This window comes from Streptomyces hypolithicus (assembly GCF_052934925.1).
The window spans coordinates 3940335-3966995 of sequence record NZ_CM128811.1; the positions used below are offsets into that span (position 1 = coordinate 3940335).

General features: G+C 71.5%; 29 protein-coding genes and 1 tRNA gene. 11 read left to right on the top strand and 19 right to left on the bottom strand.

The annotated features are described in order from the left end of the window. The first annotated feature begins 80 nt into the window (after window positions 1–80). A complete protein-coding gene (locus ACU6WZ_RS18645; protein ID WP_447029174.1) occupies window positions 81–581 on the top strand; it encodes a DUF3830 family protein in 501 nt (166 codons plus the stop codon). 62 nt (window positions 582–643) lie between these two features. On the opposite strand, the gene ACU6WZ_RS18650 is transcribed toward ACU6WZ_RS18645, so the two are convergent. Further along, window positions 644–850, bottom strand: coding sequence for a hypothetical protein (locus tag ACU6WZ_RS18650; RefSeq protein WP_447029175.1), 207 nt, complete (start codon window positions 848–850; stop codon window positions 644–646). Between the two features lie 97 nt (window positions 851–947). On the opposite strand from ACU6WZ_RS18650, the gene ACU6WZ_RS18655 reads away from it, so the two are divergent. After that, on the top strand, window positions 948–1298 hold the full coding sequence (locus ACU6WZ_RS18655; protein ID WP_447029176.1) for a VOC family protein: 351 nt from the start codon (window positions 948–950) through the stop codon (window positions 1296–1298). On the opposite strand, the gene ACU6WZ_RS18660 is transcribed toward ACU6WZ_RS18655, so the two are convergent. After that, the gene (locus ACU6WZ_RS18660) at window positions 1299–1706 is read right to left on the bottom strand and encodes a heavy metal-responsive transcriptional regulator (protein WP_447029177.1); all 408 of its coding nucleotides are present in this window, start codon (window positions 1704–1706) and stop codon (window positions 1299–1301) included. It abuts the gene before it with no gap. Window positions 1707–1770: 64 nt separating this feature from the next. Here ACU6WZ_RS18660 and ACU6WZ_RS18665 point away from each other — a divergent pair, with 64 nt between their 5' ends. After that, a complete protein-coding gene (locus ACU6WZ_RS18665) occupies window positions 1771–2673 on the top strand; it encodes an alkylmercury lyase family protein (RefSeq protein WP_447029178.1) in 903 nt (300 codons plus the stop codon). A gap of 175 nt (window positions 2674–2848) precedes the next feature. Here the strand turns inward: ACU6WZ_RS18665 and ACU6WZ_RS18670 are convergent, their stop codons facing one another. Beyond that, on the bottom strand, window positions 2849–3820 hold the full coding sequence (locus tag ACU6WZ_RS18670; RefSeq protein WP_447034123.1) for a GlxA family transcriptional regulator: 972 nt from the start codon (window positions 3818–3820) through the stop codon (window positions 2849–2851). 148 nt (window positions 3821–3968) lie between these two features. Between ACU6WZ_RS18670 and ACU6WZ_RS18675 the strand changes: the two genes are divergently transcribed. Beyond that, the gene (locus ACU6WZ_RS18675; RefSeq protein ID WP_447029180.1) at window positions 3969–4853 is read left to right on the top strand and encodes an NAD(P)-dependent oxidoreductase; all 885 of its coding nucleotides are present in this window, start codon (window positions 3969–3971) and stop codon (window positions 4851–4853) included. Between the two features lie 59 nt (window positions 4854–4912). Beyond that, the gene (locus ACU6WZ_RS18680) at window positions 4913–5488 is read left to right on the top strand and encodes a maleylpyruvate isomerase N-terminal domain-containing protein (protein WP_447029182.1); all 576 of its coding nucleotides are present in this window, start codon (window positions 4913–4915) and stop codon (window positions 5486–5488) included. 135 nt (window positions 5489–5623) lie between these two features. Here ACU6WZ_RS18680 and ACU6WZ_RS18685 read toward each other — a convergent pair whose 3' ends face one another. The 6 genes from ACU6WZ_RS18685 to ACU6WZ_RS18710 all read right to left on the bottom strand — a co-directional run bounded on the left by ACU6WZ_RS18685 (window position 5624) and on the right by ACU6WZ_RS18710 (window position 8315). Continuing rightward, window positions 5624–6037 (bottom strand): NUDIX hydrolase, encoded by a 414-nt coding sequence (locus ACU6WZ_RS18685; RefSeq protein ID WP_447029183.1) that lies wholly within the window; start codon window positions 6035–6037, stop codon window positions 5624–5626. A gap of 101 nt (window positions 6038–6138) precedes the next feature. Continuing rightward, window positions 6139–6405 carry a hypothetical protein gene (locus tag ACU6WZ_RS18690; RefSeq protein ID WP_447029184.1) on the bottom strand — a complete coding sequence of 89 codons (267 nt, stop codon included), beginning with the start codon at window positions 6403–6405 and terminating at the stop codon, window positions 6139–6141. Continuing rightward, window positions 6402–6611, bottom strand: coding sequence for a hypothetical protein (locus tag ACU6WZ_RS18695; RefSeq protein ID WP_447029186.1), 210 nt, complete (start codon window positions 6609–6611; stop codon window positions 6402–6404). Before ACU6WZ_RS18695 ends, ACU6WZ_RS18690 begins: the two co-directional genes overlap by 4 nt. A gap of 89 nt (window positions 6612–6700) precedes the next feature. Continuing rightward, window positions 6701–7549: a helix-turn-helix domain-containing protein gene (locus ACU6WZ_RS18700; RefSeq protein WP_447029187.1), complete on the bottom strand. Its 849-nt coding sequence runs from the start codon at window positions 7547–7549 to the stop codon at window positions 6701–6703. Window positions 7550–7555: 6 nt separating this feature from the next. Next, window positions 7556–8068, bottom strand: coding sequence for a DUF6879 family protein (locus ACU6WZ_RS18705; protein WP_447029189.1), 513 nt, complete (start codon window positions 8066–8068; stop codon window positions 7556–7558). Continuing rightward, entirely contained in the window at window positions 8049–8315 is a 267-nt protein-coding gene (locus tag ACU6WZ_RS18710; RefSeq protein WP_447029191.1) for a hypothetical protein, read from the bottom strand. Before ACU6WZ_RS18710 ends, ACU6WZ_RS18705 begins: the two co-directional genes overlap by 20 nt. Window positions 8316–8736: 421 nt before the next feature. On the opposite strand from ACU6WZ_RS18710, the gene ACU6WZ_RS18715 reads away from it, so the two are divergent. Next, window positions 8737–9747 carry a helix-turn-helix domain-containing protein gene (locus tag ACU6WZ_RS18715; RefSeq protein ID WP_447029192.1) on the top strand — a complete coding sequence of 337 codons (1011 nt, stop codon included), beginning with the start codon at window positions 8737–8739 and terminating at the stop codon, window positions 9745–9747. A gap of 22 nt (window positions 9748–9769) precedes the next feature. Here the strand turns inward: ACU6WZ_RS18715 and ACU6WZ_RS18720 are convergent, their stop codons facing one another. Together ACU6WZ_RS18720 and ACU6WZ_RS18725 are read right to left on the bottom strand one after the other, a co-directional pair. Further along, complete coding sequence (locus tag ACU6WZ_RS18720) at window positions 9770–11218, bottom strand: amidase (RefSeq protein ID WP_447029193.1); 1449 nt, start codon at window positions 11216–11218, stop codon at window positions 9770–9772. Beyond that, on the bottom strand, window positions 11211–12161 hold the full coding sequence (locus ACU6WZ_RS18725) for a D-2-hydroxyacid dehydrogenase (RefSeq protein WP_447029194.1): 951 nt from the start codon (window positions 12159–12161) through the stop codon (window positions 11211–11213). Before ACU6WZ_RS18725 ends, ACU6WZ_RS18720 begins: the two co-directional genes overlap by 8 nt. Before the next feature lie 107 nt (window positions 12162–12268). Between ACU6WZ_RS18725 and ACU6WZ_RS18730 the strand changes: the two genes are divergently transcribed. The 3 genes from ACU6WZ_RS18730 (at window position 12269) to ACU6WZ_RS18740 (ending at window position 15264) form a co-directional block, all read left to right on the top strand. Continuing rightward, the gene (locus ACU6WZ_RS18730) at window positions 12269–13135 is read left to right on the top strand and encodes a maleate cis-trans isomerase family protein (protein ID WP_447034125.1); all 867 of its coding nucleotides are present in this window, start codon (window positions 12269–12271) and stop codon (window positions 13133–13135) included. Next, on the top strand, window positions 13132–13854 hold the full coding sequence (locus ACU6WZ_RS18735; RefSeq protein ID WP_447029195.1) for a maleate cis-trans isomerase family protein: 723 nt from the start codon (window positions 13132–13134) through the stop codon (window positions 13852–13854). The genes ACU6WZ_RS18730 and ACU6WZ_RS18735 overlap by 4 nt, the downstream gene beginning before the upstream one ends. A gap of 348 nt (window positions 13855–14202) precedes the next feature. Further along, window positions 14203–15264 (top strand): LLM class flavin-dependent oxidoreductase, encoded by a 1062-nt coding sequence (locus ACU6WZ_RS18740; protein WP_447029196.1) that lies wholly within the window; start codon window positions 14203–14205, stop codon window positions 15262–15264. A 53-nt stretch (window positions 15265–15317) separates the two neighbouring features. On the opposite strand, the gene ACU6WZ_RS18745 is transcribed toward ACU6WZ_RS18740, so the two are convergent. Further along, window positions 15318–17141: a putative bifunctional diguanylate cyclase/phosphodiesterase gene (locus tag ACU6WZ_RS18745; RefSeq protein ID WP_447029198.1), complete on the bottom strand. Its 1824-nt coding sequence runs from the start codon at window positions 17139–17141 to the stop codon at window positions 15318–15320. Window positions 17142–17580: 439 nt separating this feature from the next. Here ACU6WZ_RS18745 and ACU6WZ_RS18750 point away from each other — a divergent pair, with 439 nt between their 5' ends. Next, a complete protein-coding gene (locus ACU6WZ_RS18750; RefSeq protein WP_447029199.1) occupies window positions 17581–18858 on the top strand; it encodes a M6 family metalloprotease domain-containing protein in 1278 nt (425 codons plus the stop codon). A gap of 66 nt (window positions 18859–18924) precedes the next feature. Here the strand turns inward: ACU6WZ_RS18750 and ACU6WZ_RS18755 are convergent. From ACU6WZ_RS18755 to ACU6WZ_RS18785, 7 genes are all read right to left on the bottom strand, one after another. Beyond that, window positions 18925–18998: transfer RNA gene (locus tag ACU6WZ_RS18755), tRNA-Lys, on the bottom strand. Then, window positions 18989–19642 carry a bifunctional DNA primase/polymerase gene (locus ACU6WZ_RS18760; RefSeq protein WP_447029200.1) on the bottom strand — a complete coding sequence of 218 codons (654 nt, stop codon included), beginning with the start codon at window positions 19640–19642 and terminating at the stop codon, window positions 18989–18991. Before ACU6WZ_RS18760 ends, ACU6WZ_RS18755 begins: the two co-directional genes overlap by 10 nt. 178 nt (window positions 19643–19820) lie before the next feature. Beyond that, window positions 19821–20162 (bottom strand): DUF8844 domain-containing protein, encoded by a 342-nt coding sequence (locus ACU6WZ_RS18765; RefSeq protein WP_447029201.1) that lies wholly within the window; start codon window positions 20160–20162, stop codon window positions 19821–19823. Window positions 20163–20450: 288 nt separating this feature from the next. Further along, window positions 20451–21806, bottom strand: a complete 1356-nt coding sequence (locus ACU6WZ_RS18770) for an AAA domain-containing protein (RefSeq protein ID WP_447029202.1) — start codon at window positions 21804–21806, stop codon at window positions 20451–20453. Then, a complete protein-coding gene (locus ACU6WZ_RS18775) occupies window positions 21803–23404 on the bottom strand; it encodes a hypothetical protein (protein WP_447029204.1) in 1602 nt (533 codons plus the stop codon). The genes ACU6WZ_RS18770 and ACU6WZ_RS18775 overlap by 4 nt, the downstream gene beginning before the upstream one ends. 397 nt (window positions 23405–23801) lie before the next feature. Then, complete coding sequence (locus ACU6WZ_RS18780; RefSeq protein WP_447029205.1) at window positions 23802–24980, bottom strand: hypothetical protein; 1179 nt, start codon at window positions 24978–24980, stop codon at window positions 23802–23804. Next, complete coding sequence (locus tag ACU6WZ_RS18785; RefSeq protein ID WP_447029206.1) at window positions 24877–25809, bottom strand: phosphatase PAP2 family protein; 933 nt, start codon at window positions 25807–25809, stop codon at window positions 24877–24879. Before ACU6WZ_RS18785 ends, ACU6WZ_RS18780 begins: the two co-directional genes overlap by 104 nt. Window positions 25810–26012: 203 nt before the next feature. Here ACU6WZ_RS18785 and ACU6WZ_RS18790 point away from each other — a divergent pair, with 203 nt between their 5' ends. Next, window positions 26013–26609: a histidine phosphatase family protein gene (locus tag ACU6WZ_RS18790; protein WP_447029207.1), complete on the top strand. Its 597-nt coding sequence runs from the start codon at window positions 26013–26015 to the stop codon at window positions 26607–26609. The last annotated feature ends 52 nt before the right edge of the window (window positions 26610–26661 follow it).

Genomic DNA, 26661 nt, shown 5'->3' on the forward strand with positions numbered 1-26661 from the left:
CGAGGTATGCCGGTCAATTCAAGCCCGTTATCAGGGTGATGCGGTCTTGACCATGTGAAGGCCATGGGGACCATGGGGGCATGACCGACCGATTCGTGGACGTATCGCTCGACAAGCGCGGTGTGAGCTGCACGGCGAAACTCCTGGACGACCTGGCCCCCGTCACCTGCGAGGCGGTGTGGCAGGCGCTGCCGCTGGGCGGGGACGTCTACCACGCGAAGTACGCCCGCAACGAGATCTACGCCCTGGTTCCGCCCTTCGCCGCGCAGGAGCCGCCCCTGGAGAACCCCACCGTCACGCCCATCCCCGGCGACCTGTGCTACTTCGCCTTCTCCGACACCCAGTTGGGCACGTCCTCCCACGGCTACGGCCCCAAACCCGCACTCCGGGCCGGCCAGGGCGTCGTAGACCTCGCTCTCTTCTACGAACGCAACAACCTGCTGCTCAACGGCGACATGGGCTGGGTCCCCGGCATCGTCTGGGGCACGGTCGTCGACGGCCTGGACCGCATGGCGGAGGCCTGCCAGGACCTGTGGCGCGCGGGCGCGCTCGGCGAAACGCTGAGCTTCCGCCGGGCGTAGGGGGTGTCTGGACCGGCAAAAACCGATTGCCGGACGCACGTCGTCCGGCATTCATGCCGGGGTCAGAGCCCGAGGCCCTTGTACGTGCCCGGCAGGCACGTGTAGCCGATCATCCTGGCCGCGCCGTCGACCTCCTCAGCGGCGTCGGGGATCGCCGCACGTACGACGCTCCGCGCGTCCCGCGCCAGTTGCCGGACCTCGGGAGAATTCGCGTCGAACAACTCCGTCCAGGACGGCGGGGTGTCCGCCGGGTAAGCACCCGCTGTCATGCTGCCTCCCTGCCTGTCCTAGCCCAGCCATCTTGCCCGCGCGCCGGTTCGGGCGCGCCCCGGGGGACCTCAGCCTGTTGTCATTAAGGTGTGCCGCATGATCAATGGTGCTCACGTGGTGATCTACAGCCGGAACGCGGAAGCGGACCGAGCGTTCTTCCGTGATGTGCTCGGGTATCCGCACATCGACGCGGGCGACGGGTGGCTGATCTTCAAGCTGCCGCCGGCCGAGGTCGCCGTGCACCCCACCGAGGGTCGCGAGGCGCACGAGTTCTTCCTGATGTGCGACGACGTCAAGGCCACTGTCGAGGAGCTGACCGCGAAGGGCGTGCAGTTCACGCAGCCGGTCAGTGACGAGGGCTGGGGCCTGATGACCGTTCTGAAGCTGCCCGGTGGCGGCGACCTCGGTCTCTACGAGCCCCGCCACGCAAGAGCCCACGAGCTCTGATCAGCGCACCGTTCGGCCCGCCGGGTCCATGTCGGCCAGGATCGGGCACACCCGGTCCGTCCTGGGCAGGTCGCAGGTGCTGACCAGTTGCTCAAGCGCGCTGCGGATCGCCGTGAGCCGGTCGACCTTGGCGGTCACCTCGTCGATCTTCACCTGGGCGAGATCGCGCACGTCTTCACAGTTGTCCGGGCCGCCTTCCGCCAGGCGCAGCAGGCTGTGGATGTCGGTCAGGGTGAAGCCGAGGTCCTGAGCGTGCTTGACGAAGCGGACCGCGTGAACCGCGCCCGGATCGTACTGGCGGTATCCGGAACTCAGCCGGGCGGGCGCGGTGAGCAACCCGCGTCGTTCGTAATACCGCAGCGTCTCCACCGTCACGCCGGACGCGGCGGCCACCTCTCCGATGCGCATGAACCCAGTGTGGCAGGCGGCCCGGCTTGACCCTGAAGCGCGCTCCAGGGTGCAGCGTTAGAACATGATCGTTGAACTTCTTTCCGTGCCGGACTGCCCGAACCTCGCCCCCACCCGGGACCTTCTGCGCGCCTGCCTCGCCGAGCTGGGACTGCCCCTGACGGTCGTCGAGAAGGTCGGGGACCACCCGTCCCCTTCGGTGCTGGTGGACGGCGTGGACGTGATGCGCGCCAGCGCGGGCGAAGCACAGTCGTGCCGCCTCGACGTACCGACGGCCGAAGCGATCCGCGCGGCCCTGCGGCATGCCGTCATTGGCGTCGTCGGCGTAGGCGTAGGCGGCGGCGATGGCGGTCCGGTCCGCGCCGACCGCCCGTATCGCGCCGCCGACCTGCCGGACGGGCTGCGCGAGGTGTACCGGCACATCCTGCGCCACTTCGCCGCCACGGGAGCCGCCCCCTCAGCGGCGGAACTCGCGGCGGTCGCGGCGCCCTTCGGCCTGGATCCCGCAGAGGCGCTGGCGAGGCTGGCCGAGACCGATCTCATCGCGGTCGACGGCGGAGATCTGGTGGCCGCGTACCCCTTCTCACCGACGCCCACCGATCACGTGGTGCGCCTCGGCGACGTCACCGTCTACGCGATGTGCGCCATCGACGCGCTGGGGATGGCGGCGATGCTGGACGCCGACACCAGCATCGCCTCGATCGACCCGCACACGGGCCGGCCCGTATACGCGGCGGTGAATGAGACCGAGGCCCTGTTCACCCCCGCGGACGCTGTCGTGGTGTACGCCGCTTCCGATGCGCCGGGCCGCTCCATCGACACCTGCTGCACCACGATCAACTTCTTCACCTCCCCCGACAGCGCCCGAGCCTGGATCACCGCGCACCCGACCCTGACCGCCACGATCCTCGACCAGAAGGCGGCGACCACCCTGGCCCGAGACATCTTCGGACCCCTCCTGCGGTGACGCCCGGACCGGCACCGCGATGGATGCCGGAAGTGGCGTAGGCCGAGGATCGGGTTTGTGGTGCTGGCCCCTGTCTCCCGCTGTTCAGCGGCACCCGGCGAGTCCTGGAAGGAGCGGACTCGCGCGAGGGCGAGTGACGGCTCTTCCTGGCGCCTCCCTCGCCCTCACCGGGGCGTTAGATCGTCCGGGGAAAGGCCCGTCGGTAGTCGCTCGGCGATACTCCGATCTGTTTGAGGAAGTGGTGGCGCAAGTTGTTGGCCGTGCCGAGTCCACTCAGCTCCCCGACCTTCTCGACCGGGAGATCTGTCGATTCCAGCAGGATCTGCGCCCGTCCCAGGCGCTGGTTGAGCAGCCACTGAAGTGGAGTTGTCCCGGTGGCTGCCTGAAGCCGCCGGTAGAACGTCCGGGGGCTCATCGCGGCCTGCTGCGCCAGGCCTTCGACCGTCAGCGGTTGGTCCAGGTGGTTCCGGGCCCAGTCCAGTACGGGGCCCAGGCCCTTGTCGTCGGTGGTCGGCACGGACAGCTCGATGAACTGCGCCTGGCCGCCCGGCCGGTGGGCGGGCACCACCATCCGGCGCGCCAGCTGGTTGGCGACGTGCGCGCCGAGGTCGCGGCGCACCAGATGGAGGCAGAGGTCGAGTCCAGCGGTCAGCCCGGCGCTGGTGAGCACATCACCGTCGTCCACGTACAGCACCGAGTCGTCGACTTGTACTTTCGGGTAACGCTCGGCCAGTTGAGCGGTGTGCATCCAGTGGGCGGTGGCCCGACGTCCGTCGAGCAGCCCCGCCTCGGCCAGTGCGAAGGCGCCGGTGCACAGGGAGACCATGCGGGCACCTGCGTCGTAGGCGCGGCGCAGGGCCGTGATCAGCGCCAGTGGCAGCGGCCTACCCTCGTCGACGCAGGCGTCGGGCACCGAGGGCACGATGACCGTGTCGGCACCCACAAGGTCGTCGAGCCCGTAGCGGGTCCGCAGCGCGAGCGCGGTGTCGGCCGGTGCGCCGTCCTGCGGCCGCTCTCCGGTTCCGCACAACCGCAGGTCGTACCAGGGGTCGGCCAGATCAGGCTGCGGCTTCCCGAAGACGGTGCAAGGGATGCTCAACTCGTAGAGGTCCCATGAGGGGACCCCGATCTCCTCGGTCACGACCACGGCGACAGAACCAGCGCTCATGCCCCGAAGGATATGGCAGGAATTTGGTGGTGGCGGTCATCAGTGTCACTGTTCCCGGCCGTCGCACGCTGCGAGCGTGGTCCGTACGTGATCAACCGCCATGTGCGGACGTACAGGGAGTTGTGGCATGAATGCTGACCGCCAGGCTGTAACCGTCATCGGATTGGGCTCGATGGGCTCGGCGCTGGCCGCCGCGTTGCTGGACCGCGGCCACCCGACCACCGTGTGGAACCGTTCGGCGCGCAAGGCCCGGTCACTGGTCGACCGGGGCGCCCGCCTGGCCTCGACTCCTGAGGAGGCGATCGCAGCGAGCCCGCTCGCCATCGCCTGCGTACTCGACTACAAGGCGCTGTACACCGTCCTCAACCCCGTCGCCGGCTCCCTCGCGGGCAAGGCCCTGGTCAACCTCACCTCCGGCTCCCCTGAGCAGGCGCACGAGGCCGTTGCGTGGGCCCGATCCCACGGCGCCGACTACCTCGACGGCGCGATCATGACCACCCCGCCCGGCGTGGGCAGCTCCAAGATGATGTTCCTGTACAGCGGTTCGCACGCCGTCTTCGAGGCCCACCGTCCGACCCTGGCGGCCCTGGGGGACCCCCTGCACCTGGGCACCGACCCTGGCCTGGCCTCCCTGTACGACGCCGCCCTGCTCGGCCTGATGTGGTCCACCATGACCGGCTGGCTGCACGGCACCGCGCTGGTCGCCGCGGAGAAGACAGAGGCCACGGCCTTCACCCCCATCGCGATCCGCTGGCTGACCGCAGTGGCCGGGTTCCTGACCACGTACGCGCCGCAGGTGGACGCCGGCCGCTACCCGGGCGACGACGCCACCGTCGACGTACAGATCGCGGCCATCGACCATCTCATCCACGCCGCAGCGTCCCGAGGCATCGACAACGCCCTGCCCGAGCTCCTGAAGGCCGCCATGCAGCGGGCCAAGGCCGCAGGCCACGGCTCCGACAGCTACGCGAGCGTGATTGAGGTACTGAAGAACCCGGCGGGCGACAAGTGACCACGACACCAACAGCCGTCACTCATTGCACATCGGACCCCGTCCCTCCCCCTACCTCCGTGCCATGGACGGACCTGCTGTCGACCGCCACCGACGACTGCCTGGCCGCCCTCCTCAAGGGAGCCGACCAGGACTGGTCACGCCCCGCCCGCGACCTCGACTGGACCTGCCGCCAAACTCTCGACCATCTCGCGCTCGGCCTGACCGGCTACACCGGCCTGCTCATCTCCCGGCCCGACGACCGCTATGTCACCCTCTTCGCCTCACTCGACCCCCAGGCCCCTGTCCCCGCCTGTCTGGGGGGTCTCCGTATCGCGGCTTCCCTCCTCACCTCCACCGTCCGCGACACGACCGTTGGCGCACGCGCCTGGCACCCCTGGGGTCACTCCGACGCCACCGGATTCGCCGCCATGGGAATCACCGAACTGGCCGTCCACACCTACGACATCACCCGCGCCCTCAATCTCTCCTGGGCCCCGCCCGACGTCCTCAGCTCAGCCGTCCTCGCCCGACTCTTCCCCGATGCTCAATCAGGGCACGGCCCGTCCGACACATTGCTGTGGTGTACGGGCCGCATCCCGCTTCCCGGGCTGCCCCGGCGCGCGGACTGGCAGTGGGATGGAACGGTGCGCTAACCCGCCCGCGACGACCAACGAGGAGCACAGCGCCGGAGTGAGAATTCTGACCCCCGAAAGTTAGTGGCGGCTACCCCGGCCTCGACAACAACGACGCGTCCCTCTGGGCGCATGCTCCTGGGCTCTGGGGCCAACTCAGGCAGGCAGGGCCGCGTCGAGGTAGTCCTGCACAGGCTCGAACAGCCCGTACGGCACGTACTGCGGGATCTCGCCATGGGCGACCCAGGCGACCTCGGCCAGCTCCTCCGTGTCCGCGACATAGGCGGTACCGCGTACCACCTCGCAGGCCGTGTACGACATCGACCGGTCCGTCTTCGGGTGGATCCGCTCGCCGAGCAGCTTCACGGCGTCCACGTCCAGGCCGGTCTCCTCCTGGGTCTCCCGCACTGCGGCGTCCTCGCGGGACTCGCCGGGCTCGACCTCACCGGCCGGGAACTGCCAGGAGAGCTGCCCCTCACTGACCCGGCGGCGCACCATGAGCACACGCCCCTCGTGGACGACAATGGCCGCGGCGATCCCCGGCCGCTCCTCCGCGTTCTGCTGCGTCACGTCTGCTCCTCCAGGATGGGTGGGAAGATCGTATCGACGGGGGATGAAGCGGGTCACCGCGTTTCTGGGCACGGGGGCGCGCACAGGTGGGGCTTGGAAGATCAGAAGCTCTCGGCGGGGAGCTTCGGGCAGTCGTCGGAGTCCTCGGGAGCGACCCGCGCCGGCGGTAGGGCTTCGAGCAGCTTGATAGCCGCGCCGTCGCGGAACGTACCCACTTCCACGTACGCGCCCCCGCTGCCGGTCACCAGACCGCGCACCCGCGACGCGTCGTCCTCCGAGAGCCCGGCCCGGATCAGGGCGGCACGGACGAGCCCCGCGATGTGGTCCGCCTCAGCTCGTGCGCTCTTGTACTGAGCCATGGGGATCACGCGCTCTGCCGCCTCTTCTTGTGCGGGTGCTGCCGGATCTCCACGTTCACGTCCGAGACCCTGGACATGTCGCCCTTGGCCCGTGCCTCACGGCGCTCTTCGCTGAGTGCCTGACACACATCGCAGTTCACTGCGGGAGGCGGGTCGGCTTCGAGTCTCAGCGGCAGCTCAACGGGCAAGCCCGAATACGTGGTTGGGTTGGTCATCGGTGCACCCCTAGCGTCGTCCTGATGACGACAAAGCTAGGAACCCACGGCTCCCGACTCACAGCAGATTGCAGGCGATTGCGCGCGGATTACGTGAGCGAGTCAAGGGCCTTACCGATCAGCGCGCGGGCCTTCGCTCCGTAGACCGCCATGTCGGCCAGCGTGGTGAACGTGTCGGCGTACATGGCTACCTCGCTGGGCTGCGTGATCGTGAGATAACCAGAGACAAGCTCCACGTTGACCTGTGCCTTGTCGAAGATCCAGAAGCCCTCTACCGGCATCCGTGCCCGGCCAAGGCGCGTGGGGATCACGCCGACGCTGACGTTGGGCAGTGCGGCGACGCTCAGCAAGTGATTCAGCTGCTCAGCCTGTGTGTCGGCGTCGCCAAGCCCGTTGCTCAACACCGACTCCTCAACCAGGAACGCGAAGCGCCGTTGCCCTTCGTGCACGACTCGCTGACGTTCCATGCGTGCGGCTACGGCATCCGCCACGTCATCGATCTGCACCCGCCTCCGCTGGACGGCACGCAGCACGTCTTCCGTGTACCCGTGCGTCTGGACCAGCCCGGGAACCAGACCCGGTGAGTAAGCCCGGAACCAGCGGGTGCGCTCGTACAGCGGCAAGCGGGCTTCCTGGGCACGCCGCAGCCCCGCACGCTCCATCCGACGCCACGACACCCACATGCCTTCGACGGCCCGCAGGGAGGCAATCAGGTCCTCTGTCTGGTCCTCAGCGCGGCAGGCTCCGCACCACGCGCGAATGTCATCGGCGGATGGCGCGGTCTTCGCGGTGGAGATCCGGGACACCTTGGAAGGGTGCCAGCCGCACGCCGCGGCAAGGTCCTTGCCGTCCAACCCCGCGTCCTTGCACAACTCCCGTAGGCGGTTGGCAAGGACCTGCCGGGCCTGCTGGACGCTTGATGATCCTGTGACTGGCATGGTGCGTCAGACCGGCTTGTAATCCCTGTGGGGGGTCGCCCGTTCCCACACCGTTGCAAAGGCCGTACTGACCAGATCCACGACGTCCGGTTCGGTACGCCACTCCCGGTCAACCACCTCTCCAGTTCCAGAGAAGTAGGTGAACAGTACTGACGACCCATCAAACATCCACAGGTCAGTACCTGGAAGCGCAATGTCGGCCGCTTTGCGCCTGGGCAGCCAACGGATCAGTTCACCCGCCGCCGCGTTCGGGAACGTCACGTCGTACTCGTACTTGATGTAGTCCGTCACGGGTTCCGAAACGATCCGTGCCCGCCGCATCTCGACTCCCCGCCCGGTTGTCTCAACCACCACGTCGAGGAACGGACGCCACCACGACGACCGGTCGGCGGGGTCAAGGCGCTTGCCGTTCTGCCACGCGATGAACTCGGGATCGCTCGGCTGGTAGGCGTCGCGCATCTCCAAGTGGACAGCGGAGCGCTGGGCCTTCGCCAGCCCCTCAAGTACGGGGTTCGACATCGCTCTGCTCGCTGTCGTGAGGGGGCAGGTACTTCCGCATGACCCTGGGGAGCCGAATGATCGTCTCGTGATCCGGGACATCGGTGGAGTGACCGGGAATCGAGCCGAACTCCTGACACGCCTTCACCTCGTCCTCCTTGGCCTTGTAGGACTGGATCAGCAGATCACCCGACTCCTCATCAAGCCAGATAGTCGGTGAGTCGGTGTCCGGGGTGTTCGGGATGATCCCCAGGAAACGCAAGCGCATGGCCTCTCCCTGCGTCGATCCAATTGCACCTGATTGCACGACCATGACCCGCCCGATGGAGTCCGTCAAGAGCGCCTGTCAGTCACGACGAAAGCCCCCGATATCAACCGAGGGGGACCGCTTTCGCTGGGTTGAATGTCCGATTCGGCCGGATCGTGAATGTCGCGACCCGGTGGTCCGCGACCTCGTGGTCCGCGACGTAAAACACTTAACAACTTGAGAGAAAGGATCCCTGCCCGACCCGACCCCGACCCCATGCGGCTTCGTCACTCGCACGGGTGAATGCGCGAATTCTGGTGTGAAGTGGGTGAGTTGGCGGGCTAGTGTCTGCCCTGCAGACAACTCCACAGACTCTGACGGCCCCTGGCCGGGACTGGCATCCCGACCGGGGCCTCACCACTCAGGAAGCGAAACCTTCCCCATGGCTGAGAAGAACCTTAGCGCGCCCGCGCGCTCGCGGTCCGGCGGTTCCGCCGCCGGGGTACGCCACGTCAAGTTCCGGCACACGGAGCGCTTCACCGTGGTCGGCAACCACCTCGCCCAGCATCCCGCGATGTCGCTGACGGCGATCGGCCTGGCCACGCACATCCAGTCGCTGCCGGACGGGGTGCGGATCGGCATCAAGGAGCTGGCGATGAGGTTCGCCGAGGGCGAGGTGCGAATCGCCGCGGCGCTGCGGGAGTTGGTGGCGCACAGGTACCTCGCGCGGATCAGGGAGCGGGCCGAGGGCGGGAGGTTTGTGACGCGGACGGTGTTCTACGACAATCCGGGGGCGGTCTTGCGGGCCGCGTACGCTGACGCGGACCTCGCCGGTGAGCCCGAGCCGACGAGCACGGCGCAGGCGGAGGAGCGGGCGCCCGCGTCTGACCCGCTGCCGGTTGCTGCGGCCGCTGCCGGTGCGGATCCGGATCCGGTGCCGGGCTTCGTGGACGTACCCAGGACGATCGTGTCCAGCGCGGCGCCCAGCGCTCGGCTCGCGCTTCCCGTACCCAAGTCCGAGCTCACGTCCGAGATCCGCGGCGCAGCCACCGACCTCCTCGCCGGGCTGCGTGCCGCTGATCCGCGGCTCAGGCTCGCGCGGTGGGATGTGCACCGGCTCGTTCCGGCTGTCGCGGCCTGGCTGGAGCGCGACCTCAGTGTCACGGACGTACGCCGGGCGATTCTGGAGCGGTTGCCGGTGGAGGGGATCGCGTATCCCGCCGGGTTCGTCGGCCACCGGCTGGCCGCGCTCCTGCCTCTGCACCTGCCCAAACCCCCGCCGGGCCGCTCGCTCTACCCCGCCACGGCCTTCGTCCCGGCACCGCTCCGTACCTGCGACGGCTGCGAACGCGCCTTCCGGTCTCCCGAAGCGGACGACCGCTGCCACGATTGCCGCACGGCGGCCGCCGAAGTGAGCGGAGGGCCACGCCTTCTCCCCGCCCTGACAGCGTGACCCTCCCTTTCAGTCGGCGGTGTCACGGCAGTGACGGGGGGCCGGTTGTCGCCGCCAGGCCCGCGCCGTACAGGGCGTGTGCCGTGCGCAGGACTAGGGCGTCCTGGTGGCGGGCGGCGACCAGTTGGACGCCGATGGGGAGGCCGGCGGCGTCCAGGCCGCACGGCATCGTCGCCGCCGGCTGCTGCGTCAGGTTGAATGGGTACGTGAACGGGGTCCAGGCCGTCCAGCGGCGGTGGGCCGCCGACTTGGGGGCTTCGGCGCCCGCCTCGAACGCGGTCAGGGGCAGGGTCGGTGTCAGCAGCACGTCGTACGTCGCGTGGAAGCGGCCCATGCGGCGGCCCAGCTCCATGCGGGCGTCGACGGCCGCCAGGTAGTCCAGCGCGGAATAGCGGGCGCCCACCGCGCAGATCTCGCGCAGCCCCGGGTCGAGCAGGTCGCGCTGGGCCTTGCCGAGGTGCTGGACCACGCGCGCCGCGCCGCTGAACCAGAGAGTGTGGAAGGCGTCGACCGGGTCGGCGAAGTCGGGGTCGGCCTCCTCGACGTACGCGCCCAGCTCGGCCAGCTTTTCCGCCGCCGCACGCACCGCCGCCGCCACGTCGGGGCGTACCGCCACCTGACCTCCGAACGACGGTGAGTACGCCACCCGCAGGCCCTTCACGCCCCCGTCCAGGGCCGCCGTCATGCTGCCGCCGGGCGCCAGTTGGGACCAGTCGCGCCAGTCGGGGCCGCTGACGACGTCCATCAGCAGCGCCGCGTCCGCCGCGTCCCGCGTCATCGGGCCGGCGTGCGCGAGGGTGCCGAAGGGGCTGGACGGGTAGAGGGGGATCCGGCCGTACGTCGGCTTCAGGCCGAAGATCCCGCAGAAGGACGCCGGGATACGGACCGACCCGCCCCCGTCCGTGCCGAGCGACAGCGGCCCCGCGCCGAGCGCCACCGCCGCCGCGCTGCCGCCGCTGGAGCCGCCGGCCGTGCGGGACGGGTCGTACGGATTGCCCGTCACGCCGGTCAGCGGGGAGTCCGTCACGCCCTTCCAGCCGAACTCCGGCGTGGTCGTCTTGCCGAGGAACACCGCGCCGTGCTCGCGCAGTCGCGCCACCGACGGCGCGTCCTCGTCCCACGGCCCCTGGGCCGGTACGGTCCTGGAGCCGCGCAGGGTCGGACCGTCGCGCAGCAGCAACAGGTCCTTCACCGACACCGGGACGCCGTCGACCAGGCCCTGCGGCTCTCCCCGGCGCCACCGCTCGGCAGATGCCTCCGCCCGCGCGAGCGCGGCCTCGGTGTCGACCCGGACGAACGCGTTGACCCGGGGCTCCGTGGCCTCGATACGGGCCAGGGCGGCGCGGGTCGCGTCGACGGGGGAGAAGTCGCCCGCCTCGTAACCGGCGATGAGTTGACGCGCGGTCAGAGAGGTCAGAGAGGTCGCGGGGGTCAGGGGCGTCTGGGCGGTCGGCTCGGTCGGTTCAGTCATGGGTGGGGACGTACCCACGTTTCTTGTCCACCACGTTCGTCAGTGGCTTTCCGGCGGCCCATTGTTCGTACAGGTCGACGAACTGGGTGCCCAGGTCGTCGCGCCAGCCGATCGTGTCGCCGCTCATGTGCGGCGACACGATCAGACCGGGAACGTCCCACAGCGGGCTGTCCTGCGGCAGCGGTTCCGCGCCGAACACGTCGAGCGCCGCGCCCGCGATCCACCGCTTCTCCAACGCCGCGACCAGGGCGTTCTCGACGACGAGCTGCCCGCGCCCCACATTGATGAAGTGCGCCGACGGCTGCATGGCGTCGAACGCCGCCGCGTCGAACATCCCGCGTGTCGTGTCCGTCAGCGGCGCCGCGCACACCACCCAGTCGGCGCGCGCGAGCAGCGGGGTCAGGTCCTGCGCACCGTGCACGCCGGGGCGCGCGGTGCGGCCGACCAGCGCCGTGATCACACCGAGGGCCTTCAGGAGGCGTACGGTCTCCCGCCCGATCGGCCCGGAGCCGACGACCACCGCCCGGCTGCCCGCGACGCGCCGCGTCTCGCGGTGGCGCCAGCGACGCTGCCGCTGGAGCTCCAGCGTGCCGGGCAGATCCTTGGCCAGCGCGATGACCAGGCCCGACACGTACTCCGCGATGGGCAGGTCGAAGATGCCTCGGGCGTTGGTCACCACCGTGTCGGAGGCCACGAGCTCCGGGCAGAGCAGGTGGTCGACGCCTGCGCTGGCGGTGTGCACCCAGCGTGGCCTCGGGCCTTCGCCGGGCCAGGCGCGGCGGACCGCGTCGGAGGTGAAGTCCCACACCAACAATACGTCGGCGAGCGGGAGTTGACGGGCGAGCGTGTTCTCGTCACCGTGCAGGATGCGGGCACGTCCGGTCAGCCGCCCGAGGCGGGGCGGGGGATCGGCGTCGAGCACGAGAAGGGTCTCTTCTGACATGGATGCGAAACCGTTTCGACACGTCTGAGTTGTACGGATGAGTTGTACGGATTGACCACGCTCGCACCCGAATCCACGGTCGTCAACACACGTACTTGGGGGCCGCATTGGACATCTCCTTCCTCGGTGGACCAAGGCCACAACGCGGCGTAGGCGTCGTGGCCCCCTTCGACTTCGCGCTGGACCGGGAGCTCTGGCGCTGGGTGCCCGACGAGATCTCGCTGCACCTGACCCGTACTCCCTACGTCCCCGTCGAGGTCAGCCTCGACCTGGCCCGGCTCGTCAGCGAGCACGAGACGCTCGGCGAGGCGGTGCGGTCGCTGACGGCGGTCGCGCCCGAAGTCGTCGCGTACGCGTGCACCTCGGGGAGTTTCGTCGGCGGGGTGGCCGGGGAACGCGCCATATGCGAGGCGATGACGCGGGCCGGCGAGCTGCCCGCGGTCACCACGTCGGGTGCGCTGCTCGACGCGCTGGCCGCGCTGGGGGCGCGGCGGATCGCGCTGGTCACCCCGTACACCGAGTCCGTGACGAGTGCGCTGGAGGACTATCTGGCCGAGGCCGGGACGGCCGTCACAGGGCGCGCTTTCCTCGGACTGACGCGGCACATCTGGAAGGTCCCCTACCGGGATGTGGTGGACATGGCGAGACAGGCGGTGGTCGGGTCGGCCGACTGTCTCTTCATCAGCTGCACGAACCTGCCGACGTACGACGTGATCCCGCAGTTGGAGGCGGAGTTGCGGATGCCGGTGCTGTCGGCGAACCAGGTCACCGTGTGGTCGGCGCTGCGGCGGATCGGGGCGTGCGCGGTGGGGCCGTACCAGCGGCTGCTCATTGATGAGGCGGCGCGGACACGACGGTCGCAGCCGTCGTTCGAGGAGCAGTCACCTTCACCTTCACCTTCACCGTCTCCGTCACAAGCACAAGCACAACCACAGCCTCAGGCGCACCCCGAGGGGCAGGAGGGATGGTCATGACAGCGGTCGGATTTCTCTACCCGGGACACTCCGCGGAGGACGACTACCCGCGGATCGAAATGCTCCTCGGCGGCGACGTACGGCTGTCCGTCGTCCACACCGACATCGGCGAGGACGCACACCGCGTGGACGCGCTGCTGGAGATGGGCGCGCCCGCCCGTCTCGCGGCCGGCATGGAGGAGCTGCGGCTCGCGGGGGCGGAAGCGGTGGTGTGGGCGTGCACGAGCGGCAGCTTCGTCTTCGGCTGGGACGGCGCGCACGACCAGGTGGCGGGCCTCGCGCGGGCGGCCGGCCTGCCCGCGTCGAGTACGTCGTTCGCCTTCGCCCACGCGGTACGGGAGGTGGGCGCGGCCCGGGTCGCGGTGGCGGCTACGTACCCCGAGGACGTGGCGGCGTACTTCACCGACTTCCTGAAGGCGGCGGACATCGAGGTCGTCGCGGCGCGCGGCAGCGGCGTCATCACGGCCGCGGAGGTCGGTACGTGGGGCCGCCAGGAGGTGCTGGCGCTGGCCCGCGCGGGCGACCACCCGGACGCGGACGCGGTCCTGCTGCCGGATACGGCGCTGCACACGGCGGCGTACGTGGCGGAGCTGGAGGAGGCGCTGGGCAAGCCGGTGCTCACGGCGAACCAGGTGACGGTGTGGGAGGGGCTGCGGATCGCCGGGCGCGAGCGGGTGCGGGGCAGGGGGCTGGGGGCGCTCTTCGCGGGCCGGGGGTAGGTGGCCCCTGCGGGCTTTCCCCGACCCGTCCCTTCCCGCTGTGACATGGTGCGGCTTCGCCGCGTGCGGCGCTCCGCCCCGGGCCCCGCTCCGGGCCCCGCTCCGGGCTCCGCCCCGGGCCCCGCTCCTCAAACGCCGGAGGGGCTGGACTGTACGGCCACGGGTGCGGAGCCCCGGCTTCGGGAAGGGGCGGAAGGGGAGAGGCGGTCGGGGAATGCCCGCCGCGGGCGCCGCCCCACCGGCCCCCGCCGCAGGCGCTGCCGACCCACCCGCCCACCGGAGGAATAACCGGAGCCACCCTCCTGTTGGCCTCGCAGGAAGACGTACCGCACTCAGGAGGGCACACCGGTGGACGACATCCGAGGCACGGCGATCGGGAGCGCGCCCGTACCCCTGTCCGTACTCGATCTGGCGACGGTCGGCAGCGGGCACACCGCCACCGAGGCCCTGCGCACCGGCGTCGAGATCGCGCGCCAGGCCGAGAGTCGCGGTTTCCACCGGTACTGGGTCGCCGAGCACCACTCGATGCCCGGCGTCGCCAGCTCCTCGCCGGCCGTGATCCTCGCCCACATCGCCGCCCGCACCGACCGCATCCGGCTCGGCTCCGGCGGGGTCATGCTGCCCAACCACGCGCCGCTGGTCATCGCCGAACAGTTCGGCACGCTGGAGGCGTTCGCCCCCGGCCGGGTCGACCTCGGGCTGGGCCGGGCGCCCGGCACGGACGGCGCGACCGCCGCCGCGCTGCGGCGCAGCGACCGCTTGCGGGAAGGCGCCGACGAGTTCCCGCAGCAGCTCGCCGAGCTGACCCGCTTCCTCGACGACGACTTCCCCGACGGGCACCCCTACGCCCGTATCCACGCCGTTCCCGGCCCCGTCCAGGGGCCTTCGGGCCGGCCGCCCATCTGGCTGCTCGGCTCGTCCGGGTTCAGCGCGCGGCTCGCCGCCACGCTCGGCCTGCCGTTCGCGTTCGCCCATCACTTCTCGGCGCAGAACACCATTCCGGCGCTCGACCTCTACCGCGAGTCGTTCCGGCCCTCCGCCGTACTCGACGCCCCGTACGCCCTGATCGGTGTCTCGGCGCTCGCCTCGGACGACGAGCGCGAGGCCCGCCGTCAGGTGCTCACCGGCGCGCTGTCGATGGTCCGGCTGCGCACCGGGCGGCCGGGGCTGATACCGACGCCGGAGGAGGCCGAGGCGTACCGCTTCAGCGATCTGGAGCGGGAGTTCGTCGACGGCTGGCTCGGCAACGTCGTCCACGGCACCGCCGACGAGGTCCGTTCCGGCCTCGACGACCTGGCCAAGCGGACCGGCGCCGACGAGCTGATGATCACGGCCAACGCGCACGGCGGCGACGCCCGGCTGCGTTCGTACGAGCTCATCGCCGACGCGTACGGTCTTCCCCGCGGCTGAGCACCCGACGCGTACGGTCTGCCCGGCCCTGAGCACGCTCCCGGTGGCCGCCGTCAGACCCGCTGTGGGCTGACGGCGATCATCTCGGCGATCCGCTCCGGGGCCACCGCCCGCGAGTACAGCCATCCCTGGCCCGTGTCGCAGCCGATCCGGCGCAGTCGCGCGGCCTGTCCGGTCGTCTCCACGCACTCCGCGGTGACGGTGAGCCCCAGCCGGTGTGCGAGCTGGACCAGGGCCTCGACGATCGTTTCGTCGGCGGGGTTGGGGTGCCCGCCCTCGTCGTACTGGAAGCCCCGGACGAACGACCCGTCCAGCTTGAGGACCGACACGGGCAGCCGGCTCAGGTAGGCGAGGTTCGAGTAGCCGGTGCCGAAGTCGTCGATGGCGATCTGCACGCCCATGTCGCTCAGCGCCTGCAACGCCTGCAGCGGCCGCCCGGCCGACCCCATCACCGCGGACTCGGTCAGCTCCAGCTGGAGCAGGTTCGGTGCCAGCCCCGTCTCGGCGAGGATCTGCGCCACGTCCGTGACCAGGTCGGAGTCCCACACCTGACGTACGGCGACGTTGACGCTGACGAAGATCGGCGGGGTGTTCGGGTGCGCGATCTGCCACTGTCTGGCCTGCCGGCACGCCGTACGCAGCACCCACCGGCCCAGCTGGATGATCGAACCGTCGTCCTCGGCGATGGAGATGAACCGATTCGGCGTGAGCGTGCCGAACTGCGGGTGCTCCCAGCGCACCAGCGCCTCCACCCCCCGCACGCCCCCGCCCTCCAGCTCCACCAGCGGCTGGTACTCCAGCCGGAACTCGCCGCGCTCGACGGCCGGGCGCAGCGTGCTGGACAGGGCCTGGCGGGTCATGCGGTGGGCGTTGCGCTCGGGGTCGAAGAGGGTCCAGCGGGCCTTGCCGTCGGCCTTCGCCCAGTACAGCGTCGTGTCCGCGGCCTGCATCAGCCCGGTCGCCGTCGTCCCGGCGGCCGCCCGCTCGACGACCCCGATCGACGCGGAGACGGCGAGGCGCTGGCCGCAGAGGTCGAAGGGCTTCTGGAGCGTGGTCAGCACGGCCTGGGCGAGGTCGGCGAGCTGTTCCGTACCGGTGGAGTCCTCGACGAGCAGGGCGAACTCGTCGCCGCCGAGGCGCGCGACCAGGTGGCTGCCGGCCCGCGCGTATCCGTAGCTGTCGGCGCACAGGGTCAGCCGGTCGGCGACGGCCGTCAGCAGCCGGTCGCCGACGCGGTGGCCGAGGGTGTCGTTGACGGCCTTGAACCCGTCGAGGTCCAAGTAGCACACGCCGATCCGGCCGGTGCCGGCCTCGTCGATGCCGTCGTACGCCCCATGCGCGTGCTCCAGCGCGGTCGTGAGCCGCTCGAAGAACAGCGTGCGGTTGGGCAGCCGGGTCACCGGGTCGTGCATCTGGAGGTGGCGCAGTTTCGCCTCGAGCTCGCGCCGGTCGCTGATGTCCGCGACCGACAGCAGCAGCGTGCCGCTGTCCGGCACCGGCGTGATGGTGACCTCCGCCCACAGCGACCTCCCGTCGGCGTGCTTGAGCCTGCGGGTGCAGTCGAAGTGGGAGTGACGGCCGGAGAGCAGATCGCTGTACGCACGGGAGCCGGCGGCGTCGGCGGCCAGGTCGAGGAGGTCGGCCGCGGCCCGGTCGTGCAGCTGGGACGGGTCCGAACCGAGAAGGCCGGCGAGCGAGTGGTTGGCGGAGACGACGAGGCCCTCGCGGTCGATGACGGCCATGGGCAGGTGCGCGGCCTGGAAGGCGGCCCGGCAGTCACGTTCGTCGGACGCCGAGAGGCCCACGAGGTGACGTTGTGTGACGGGCGGCCGGTTGGGGTGGGGGGCTGAACCGGGTCCCTCGTAGGTTCCGCTCACCGCTCGCTCCCGCAGTGCATTGATCGCGTACAGATGTCGTCGGGGGCGTCGGCGGGGTGGAGGCGGCCACCGCCCGGGGCGGACTCCCCACGGTGCGTGCAGGGAAAGTGTGCCGATCATAGAGGCTGACGGGACGGCCGATCCAGCTACGCCACAGTGAAGCCGGGCACCCGGAGCCCGCGAACGATCGTTTCTGCACGGATGCGCCTAGCAATGTTGCCCAGGTGATCTTTTGTGACTTTCTGTGATCTCACCGGAGTGTCGTCTCGACGTCGGACGGTGGAGGCTCCACTCAAATTTCACCGATGACGCGCCGGGCGCGTGCGGGTCACGGTGGTGGCGGGGCCGTCACCCGAGTGGGGCACCGGAACAGGGCATACCCAGTCAAAACACAGCAATGTAGGTGGGCTGCCCCGTATTTCCGTCCCCGGAGGTCGACGTGGTCCGTCAGCAGACACCCGGGGGAGTCGACCGGTCCCCGCCACGCCGGCGCCAGCGCCTGCGCAGTGCGGCGGCCGCGTTCACCTCCCTCGCGGCGCTCGCCGCGACCTCCTTCGTCGCGGGCCCGGCCATCGCCGCGCAGAGCAGCGGCGGGCCCTGTGTGCTGACCCGTACGGCCGCGCACCACTCCCTCGGCCTCGACACCTGGAACCAGGCGTACCCGCGCCCCCTTCGCACCCTCGACGCGGTCATGATCTTTCTGTCCTTCCCCGACTCGCCGCCCATGACCACCCCCGACCAGCTCGCGGCCGACTACTTCCCCGCCACCAGCGACTTCTTCCGGCGCGCGTCGTACGGGAGATTCGACCTGCGGCCGCACCCCCAGCCCGACTGGGTGGACATGCCGCACGACTCCACGGCGTACGGCATAGAGCGCGACTGGGACCCCGGACGGCGCTCGGCGTATCTGCGTGACGCGGTGGCCGCGGCGGATTCCCGGGTCGACTTCGCGCAGCACGACATCGTCTACCTCGTCGCCGACCCGGACGCCCCCGGAGTCGACTCGGACGCGACGAAGGTCGTCAACTTCGACCAGCCGCTGCGCGCCGACGGCCACCCCATCCGCCGCATCGTCACGGTCTTCGAGCAGCACCCGCCCGACCGCAATGTGCTGGCCCACGAGACCGGCCATGTCTTCGACCTGCCGGACCTTTACCACCGGCCGGTCGACGGCAAGGGCGACTGGGACACGCACGTCGGCGACTGGGACGTCATGGGAAGCCAGTTCGGACTCGCGCCCGAGCTTTTCGGCTGGCACAAGTGGAAGCTCGGCTGGCTCGACCGGGCGGAGGTGGCCTGCGTGTCGGGGGTGGGCGAGACCCGGCTCACGCTGGAACCGCTGGCGGCGGAGCGGACCCGCGGCCACAAGGGCGGTACGCGGCTCGCTGTCGTACGGACCGGGGAGGGCAGCGTCATCGCCGTCGAGGCACGCGGCGCGGCCGGCAACGACCGGGCGCTGTGCACGGAGGGGGTGCTGATCTACCGGGTGCGCAACGGGCCGCCCTCGGGCGGCGGGCCGGTCGAGGTGGTGGACGCCCACCCGGACACCGACGCGTGCTGGGAGCGTTCGGTGTATCCCCCGCTGGCGGACGCGCCGGTGCGCGAGGGCGAGACGTTCACGGTGCCGGGGGAGGGCACGCGAGTGGAGGTGGCGGACCGTACCGAGTCGGGGGCGTGGACGGTACGCATCACGCCGGGCGTGGGGTTCACGGGGTAGCGCCTTAGGCCTTCGTCTGCACGCACGAAAAAACCCCCCGCTTCCGCGAGGGGCTCTTCCCGTCTGTGCGCCGCCAGGGACTCGAACCCCGGACCCGCTGATTAAGAGTCAGCTGCTCTAACCAACTGAGCTAGCGGCGCCTGCTGACGTCGTAGACCTTAGCACCCTGATCGGCGCGAGGAAAAATCGATATCGGGGGCTCTGCGGAGGGCGCCGGGCGGGCCGCCCGTACGCACGCCCAGAGCATCGCATCGGGCCCCGGCAGCCACGGATGGCGTACGTCGGGGGCGACCAGCCAGCGCGGCCCCGCGCCGGTGGGAGCGGCCGGGGCGCCGGCCGGGGCGCTCAGCGGGGGAACGGTCACGGCGTCGCCCGAACCGTGGCACAGCACCGGCGGCATCGCTCGCTGCCGCCCCGCCTCGTCGGTCCTCGCCGCGCTGCCCCACTCCTCCCATTCGAGCAGGGACGGCAGTCGGCAGGCGGTGCCGGGGCTGGTGAACAGCAGCATGCGGCCGCGATGGGTGGCGACCGGGCCGGTGCCGGGCCCGTCCGCCCATAACCGGTCGAGCATCCGGCGCCCGAAGATCGCGGGGACGTTCACGACGTCGAACGCGGTCCCGCACGGCAGCACACCGGGGGCGGTGGGGCGGGCCTCCCAGAGCGAGAGAGTGCTGCGCGGGTACGCCGCCGCTGACACGAGCCAGGCCGCGCCTGCGGGGGTGACCTGGGCGGGGGCGTTGCGCTGGATCTCGGAGGGGGCGGGGTCTCGCTTCCAGGCGGTCATGGAACCAGAACTACCCGCCCGGGGATATCCGTTTTCGGAGGTTTGCGGAAATGGGGACGCGGGGGCGGGGAGGGAGTATCTTGCCCGCCGGACATATGCCAAGAGCCCGTGACTTACGGGTGCGGGCTCACGGGTGCGGGCTTACGGCCTGGTGCGCGATAGGGGGCGGATCAGGCCGTTACGGGTTCTTCGGGCCGCGCAGCAGGTCGCGCCCGAACTCGACCATCTTCTTGGCGTAGTCCTCGGTCCAGTCCGCGCGCTGCGCGATGTCCGCCACCGACAGCCGGTCGAAGCGCTTCGGGTCGGCCAGCTGGGCGGCGGCGACGGCCTGGTACTCGACGGCCCGGTCGGTCGCGGTCCGGAACGCCAGGGTCAGCTCCGTGGCACGTTCCAGCAGCTCGGCGGGGTCTTCCATCGACTCCAGGTCGAAGAAGTGCTCGGGGTCGGCGGCTGCCTCCGAAGGCTCGAAGAGCAGCGGCGCGGGGCGCAGCCGCGGCTCGGTGCGCTCGGGTTCCGCCATGGTGGGTCCTTCCTCTCCTGGCCACGTGTGCTCGATGGCCACCGTCTATTGTCCCCGTCACCGCAAGTAGGCCTCCGGCCCCGGCCCGGCGGGTCCGAAGCCGGGTCCGAAGCCGGGGCCTCGCGGCCTCCGCCTCACGGCTGGTGCGGGACGCGGTGTTCCGACAGGTGGGCCAGGACCGCGTGGTTCGCCTCCCAGCCGTCGGGGCTGCAGCAATCGGCCGCCTCCGGCGGCGTGCCGGACTCCGTCCGGCGTTCGGGTCTGCCGGGCGGCTTGTCACCCGCGGGCTCACGGCTGGTACGGGACGCGGTGTTCCGACAGGTGGGCCAGGACCGCGTGGTTCGCCTCCCAGCCGTCGGGGAACTTCATCGTCACGCCCAGCTGCACCGGCTCCGTCGAGGGGTGTTCGTCGAGGAGCTGGGCCACGCCCTCCCGGCACACCACGACGCAAGCGTGCCGGTGACGTGAGGCGAGCACGCACAGGCGGCCCGTCTCCAGGTGGAACGCCGTGGCGTCCGGGCGGCCCGACAGCGGGTGGAGCACCACCGTCACGTCGAACTCGCGCCCCTGGAGGCGGTTGGCCGTGTCGACCGCGACGCCCGTGACCCCGAGCCCGGCCAGCGCCGACCGTACCGCCGCCGCCTGGTCGCGGTGGGCGGTGCCGACCGCGATGCGGTCCGCCGTCAGCGGGACCGGGTCGGGGGAGCGCTCGCTGACGGCCGCGCCGCCCCGGTCCAGCAGGCGGCGTACGACCTGGGCGACCGCCCGTACCGCCTCCGGGTCCGTGCGCGGGGTGTGCCGGGCCGGCAGCTCCAGCAGGCCCCAGCCCGAATCCGCGGCCTCGTCCAGCACCCGGTCCGGGCCCGAGCCGTCGGAGGGGACGCCGAACGTCAGCCGCCGGTCGCCGTGGCCCGTACCGCTGCGAAAGGGCGTGTACGGGTAGAACGCGTCGGAGACCAGCGGCGCTGCCGAGGCCGGGAGCCGCCAGGACACCGGCAGGCGGTGCTGCGGCAGCTCGGGGTTGTGCGCGAGCAGCGTCGACACCGCGCTGGCGGACGGGTCGTACGACAGCCCGGCCCACTGGTCGGCGCCGACGATCGAGAACGGGTCGAGCTGCCCCGGGTCGCCCACGAACAGCGCGCGCTCGAAGAGCCCCGCCACGGCCAGCAGCGCGTCCGACCGCATCTGGTACGCCTCGTCGACGATCGCGTGCGACCACGGGTCCGTGGTCTTCACGTGCGCCCACTTCGCGGCCGTCGAGATGACCACGCCCAGGCCCGCCAGGTCGGCCGCCTTCGCCGACTTCCGTACGTTGCCGAGGTCGTCCAGGGCCTTGTCGTACGGGTCGGTGTCGTTGCTGTGCAGGCGGCCGACGGGGAGGTCCGGCTCCTTCTCGGCGAGCCGCAGCACGAGGTCGTCGACCTGGGCGTTGGTCTGGGCGACGACCATCAACGGGCTTCCCACCGCGGCCAGTTCGAGCGCGGCGCGCACCACCAGGGTCGACTTGCCGGCGCCCGGCGGGGAGTCCACGACGACGCCGCGGTGGGCGCCGTGCAGCGTGTCGTGCAGGATCGCCGCGGTCGCGCGGGCGGCCTCTGTGCCGGGGTCGAACGCGGTCCGCGCCCCGGCGGCGGGGTGGTTCACAGCAGGTCCTCCGGGGTGACGGGGTCGGGGCGGGCGTCCTCGGCCGACGCGCCCGGCGGGCCGCCATGGGTCCAGGGCGTCGCCTCGGGGTCGGGGAGCTGCGGGCCGCCGCGCTGGTCGTGCTCGAAGAGCGTCCAGCACACCCGCTCGCCCTTCTCCGGCACGGAGCCGGGCGCCGGTTCCTTGCCGCGCCCCATCTTGTCGGTCACCCGCAGCACCAGGACGCCGGGCTCGGGTTCGCAGCGCACGAACTCTGCGGTCTGCGGTCTGCCGTCCAGCGAGCGGTAGACCTTGGTGCGCTCACCGAGGTGCGGGGCGTCGTCCGTGCGTACGGTCACCAGGGGGCGGGGGCTCGGCCGTTTGCCCTCGCTCATGGTCATCACCACGTCCAGGACTTCGCTGGTGAACGCCTCGCCCGCCAGTCGGCGCCCGGCCATCACCAACGGATCGTCCAGGGCTTCCTGCGCCTCCAGCTGGGCCTGCGCGCTCTCGCGGGAGGCGAGCTTGCGGGCGGCGGTCACGGCGTCGTCACGCCGGGGCTGCGGCGGCTCACCGGCGAGCAGGCGGTCGCGGTGGCTCGTGTACGACCAGCGGTCGCGCGTCCAGCGGTCCGTGGCCCTGGCCCCCTCGGGCAGCTCCCGCAGCAGGTCCAGGCCGCGCCACACGGCGTCCCAGGTCGGTCGCATCTGCCGGGCCAGCAGCTCCCGGATGTGCTGTTCGGCGGCGGTCAGTTCGCCGAGGTGGGCGTCGGCGGCCAGGCCGTCCTCGGCGGCGGCCAGCGCCTTGCGGGCCCGGTCGTGGCGGTCGATGGCGGGTGCCAGCAGCTTGTTGTCGAACGCCGGGTCGGTGGCGGGGCCGGCCGGTGGGCACACCAACTGCCCCTGTGTGTCCCGGTCCAGCTCGGCGCGGAGCGCGGCCTTCGCGCCGCAGTCGCTGGATGCGTCACCCGGGGCGATCCAGGCGAGCAGGGCGCCCAGGTGCTGGTCCTCCAGGCTGGACTGCCCGGTCGCCCAGTGCCGGCTCAGCAGGTCGGTCGCCGCGAGCAGCAACGAGGACCCCGGGACGCGGGCCCGCTCGCCGAAGTGGGTCAGCCAGCGGCCGAGCAGCGGGATGTGCGGGGGCGCGGGGTAGGGGGTGTCGGGGTCCTGCTCGGCGGTGCGCCGAAAGCGCGTCGAGCGGCCGAGCAGCCTGACGTACTCGACGCCGGCCCGGCTGGGGACGATCAACTGCGGTGCGTCCCGGCACAGTTCGACCTCGACCTTGACCCGCTTGCCGGTCGCGGGGTCACTCTCGGCGCGCTCGGCCACCTCGGTGTCGTCGGCGTACCCGTCGAGGTACGGCAGGACCTCTTCGGCCAGCGCGGCGAGGAACGCGAACCGCAGGTCGCGGTCGCGGGGCTGTGTGACGGCGAGCAGCCGTGGGGCGCCGCGGTCGGTACCGACGAGCGCGCCGAGCGGGGCGCCGGCCTCGCCGGCGGTGGTCAGCGGGACGATCACCATGGGGTGGTCGGACAGGTGTCGGTGGCGGACGGTGGTCAGGGGGTGGGCGCGGCCCGTGCGTACGGCGTCGAGACGGGCGAGGGTGGTGATCAGCGACATGCGGCGGCGACCTTCCGTGCGGCGGGGGACTGTTCCCCTACCCGCCTCTTCCCGAAGCGGGGGGCAGGCCCCCCGTCCCCCGGACGCCCTCCCGGCGTGTCCGCAAGCTCCCCCATGGAGGGGCCCCCTCGACGGGCTGGACGGTGCAGGGCTGGATGGTGCAGGCGCAGGATTTCGCCGTGCGGCAACCGTCCAGCCTCTCCGGCGTTTGAGGAGCGGGGCCCGGGGCGGGCCCCCCATGCGGCGGAGCCGCACAGCGTCGCAGTCGCAGTCGCAGTCGCAGTCGCAGTCGCAGCCGCAGTCGCAGCGGGGAAGGGGCGGGTCGGAGGCAGCGCCGCAGGCACCCGCGACCGCGACCGCACCCGCACCTGTACCCGCGCCCGCCCGGCGCCCGGCGTCAGCACCGGGGCTCCGCGAGGGCCAGCGCCAGCGCCTCCGAGCGCAACGCCGACGCCCGGCGCAGCGCGGCCACCGTGGGGTCGGCGGGGTCGCCCGCCGCGCCCTCCGCCGCCGCCAGCACCGCGTCGACCGTCGTCAGCCCGCCCAGCTCCCCCCGCACGCTGCGCCCCAGCGCCTCCACCGCGCCGCCCGCCCGCGCTTTCCCACGGCAGTGGAAAGCCAGTTCGCACGCGGCCAGGCAGTCCGGCGCGTACGCCGCCTCGACCGCCGCCGTCAGCTCGTCCACCCCGCGCTCGACGTCGAACGTCGTGCCGGCCGGGAGCGCCGCCGTCAGGTCCTCGATGCGCGTCAGCCGCTCCAGCTGCCGCCGGGTCACCGACCGCTGCTTGCGTACGTCGACGACCGACGCCGCCGGAAGGTTTGAGAAGTCCTTGGGGCAGACCAGCAGCACGGAGTGCGCGACATCCGCGCCCGCCGTCTTCGCCGCGACCCTCTCCAGCGCCAGTACGTACACTGCCGCCTGGCGGGCCGCGGCGCCGACCTTCGCCGCGTCGGCCGAGTCGTCGATCATCGGGAAGGACTTGATCTCGACGACCGTCCAGCGGCCGTCGGGGCCCACCACCACCGCGTCCGGCTCCAGGTACGCCGGTGAGCCCGCCACCTCCAGCGCCAGCATCGGATGGTCGAGCAGCGTCCACACGCCGGCGGCCGTCGCCTCGCGCAGCGACAGCGCCGTACGCGCGGCCCGGCCCTCGGGTCCGGCCGCCGAGAGGTCGGGCGTCAGGGTCTCGCCGGGCACGGGCGGCTCGCAGCCGCCGCCCATACGTGCGTACAGCAGCCGCATCAGCTCCGTACCGCCGTCGCCCTTGACTCGGGCCTCGAAGGCATTGCCCCGCATGAAGGCGAACTGGGACTGCCCGAACGCCGAGGGTGAGCCGAGCGCCGCGGCCAGCGCCGCCTTGTTCACCCCTGCGCCGTCCAGCAGCGCGCGCCGCTTGCAGCCGGGGTTCGCGGCGAGCGCCGCCAGGGCGCGCGCGTCCAGCGGCTGGGGCGCGACCGAGGGGCCGCGCAGCTCAGCGAGCCGCTGCCGGAGTGTCCTCGCCGGCTTCGGCGCTGTCGCCTGCGGAGGCACCCGCGGGGGTGTCGGCTCGGGTCCGCTGCCCAGGGATTCGCTCACCCGGAGAAGTCTCGCATCCGGCACTGACAACGCCGGCGACAACGACGGACCTCGGCCTACCGGCGCTGCCCCGCACCGGCGCGACGCGCACCAGGGCCCGGTCGGCCAGCCGCAGGAACGGCCTGGTCAGCAGCGCTCCGAGCGCCATGACGGCGGCGCCGGCGAGCGCGTCGAGCAAGTAGTGGTTGGCCGTGCCCATCACCACGAAAGTGGTCACCAGCGGGTACCCGACCCCGAGGCACTTCCACAGCGGCGTACGCCCGTGGCGCCACAGGATCACCCCGCACCACAGCGCCCAGCCCACATGCAGGCTCGGCATGGCCGCGTACTGGTTGGTCATCCCGCCGAGACCGCGCGGCGCACTGGCCTCCCCGCCCCACCAGCCGTGCGCGCTGTACTGCGCCATCGTGTCGACGAATCCGTGCCTGGCTTCGAGGAGCCGGGGCGGGCACGTCGGCATCAGCGTGAAGCCGACAAGTCCGAGGAGCGTCGAGAGCATCAGCCAGGTGCGCGCGGCCCGGTAGCGCAGGGGGCGCCGGCGGAAAAGCCAGATAAGGATCGCCGGAGTGACGAGGTAGTGCAGCGTGGCGTACGCGAAGTCGGCGGGTATGCCGAGCCAGGCGTGCTCGGTGAAGAGCCGGTTCAGGGGGTGCTCGGCGTTTAGATGCAGCAGCTTCTCGACCCGCAGGAGGGCCAGACCGTGCTCGACGGCCGTCGATTCGTCCCCGCGCACCAGCAGCCGCCCGCCGGTGTACGCGCCGTACACGATCACGAGCAGCAGCAGCTCGGGCCACCAGCGGGGTCTGGAGCGGTCCGTGGTGGCCTGCATTCGAACGCTCTCCAAAGGTTTGGTTGTGTGTGAGTGGTGCGTGAGTGGTGTGTGAGTGAAGCACGCGTGCGCGTCACGTGCGCGAGTAGTGGGACGTTCGGATCGCCCGGGAGGTTGCTCGCGCGCCCTGTGCGCGATGATGGTCACGGCGGCCCGTTCCGCAGGCGGGACGGCGCCCTTCGCACGCTTCAGGGAGATTCGTCATGGAACCGCGCATCCTGCTGGCCCGGCACGGACAGACCGCATGGTCGCTGTCCGGCAAGCACACCGGCAGGACCGATATCCCGCTGCTCGACGAGGGCCGGCGCGGCGCGAAGCTGCTCGGCGAACGCCTGCACAGGGCGCCGCTCGACGGGCTCCCCGGTGTCGCGGTGCGCACCAGCCCGCTGGTGCGGGCGAGCGAGACCTGTGCGCTCGCCGGGTTCGGCGACCGGGCCGAGGAGTGGGACGCGCTGATGGAGTGGGACTACGGGGCGTACGAGGGCATGGCGCCCCCCGAGATCAAGGCCGGGCAGCCCGACTGGTTCATCTGGCGCGACGGGGTGCCGGACGGCGAGACGCTCGCGCAGCTGTCCGACCGTGCGGACGAGGTCATCGCGTGGGCGCGCTCCGCCGACCGCGATGTGCTGGTCTTCGCGCACGGGCACATCCTGCGGGCGCTGGGCGCGCGCTGGATCGGGCAGGACGTCTCGTTCGGCGCCCGGATCCGGCTCGACCCGACGTCGCTGTCGGTCCTCGGGTGGGCGTACGGCGACCCGGCGATCGAGCGCTGGAACGACGTCGGCCACCTCGCGGGCTGACCGGCGCCCCCGATCGCGGCTGCGCCGAGGCCCGATTGCGGTTGCGCCGAGC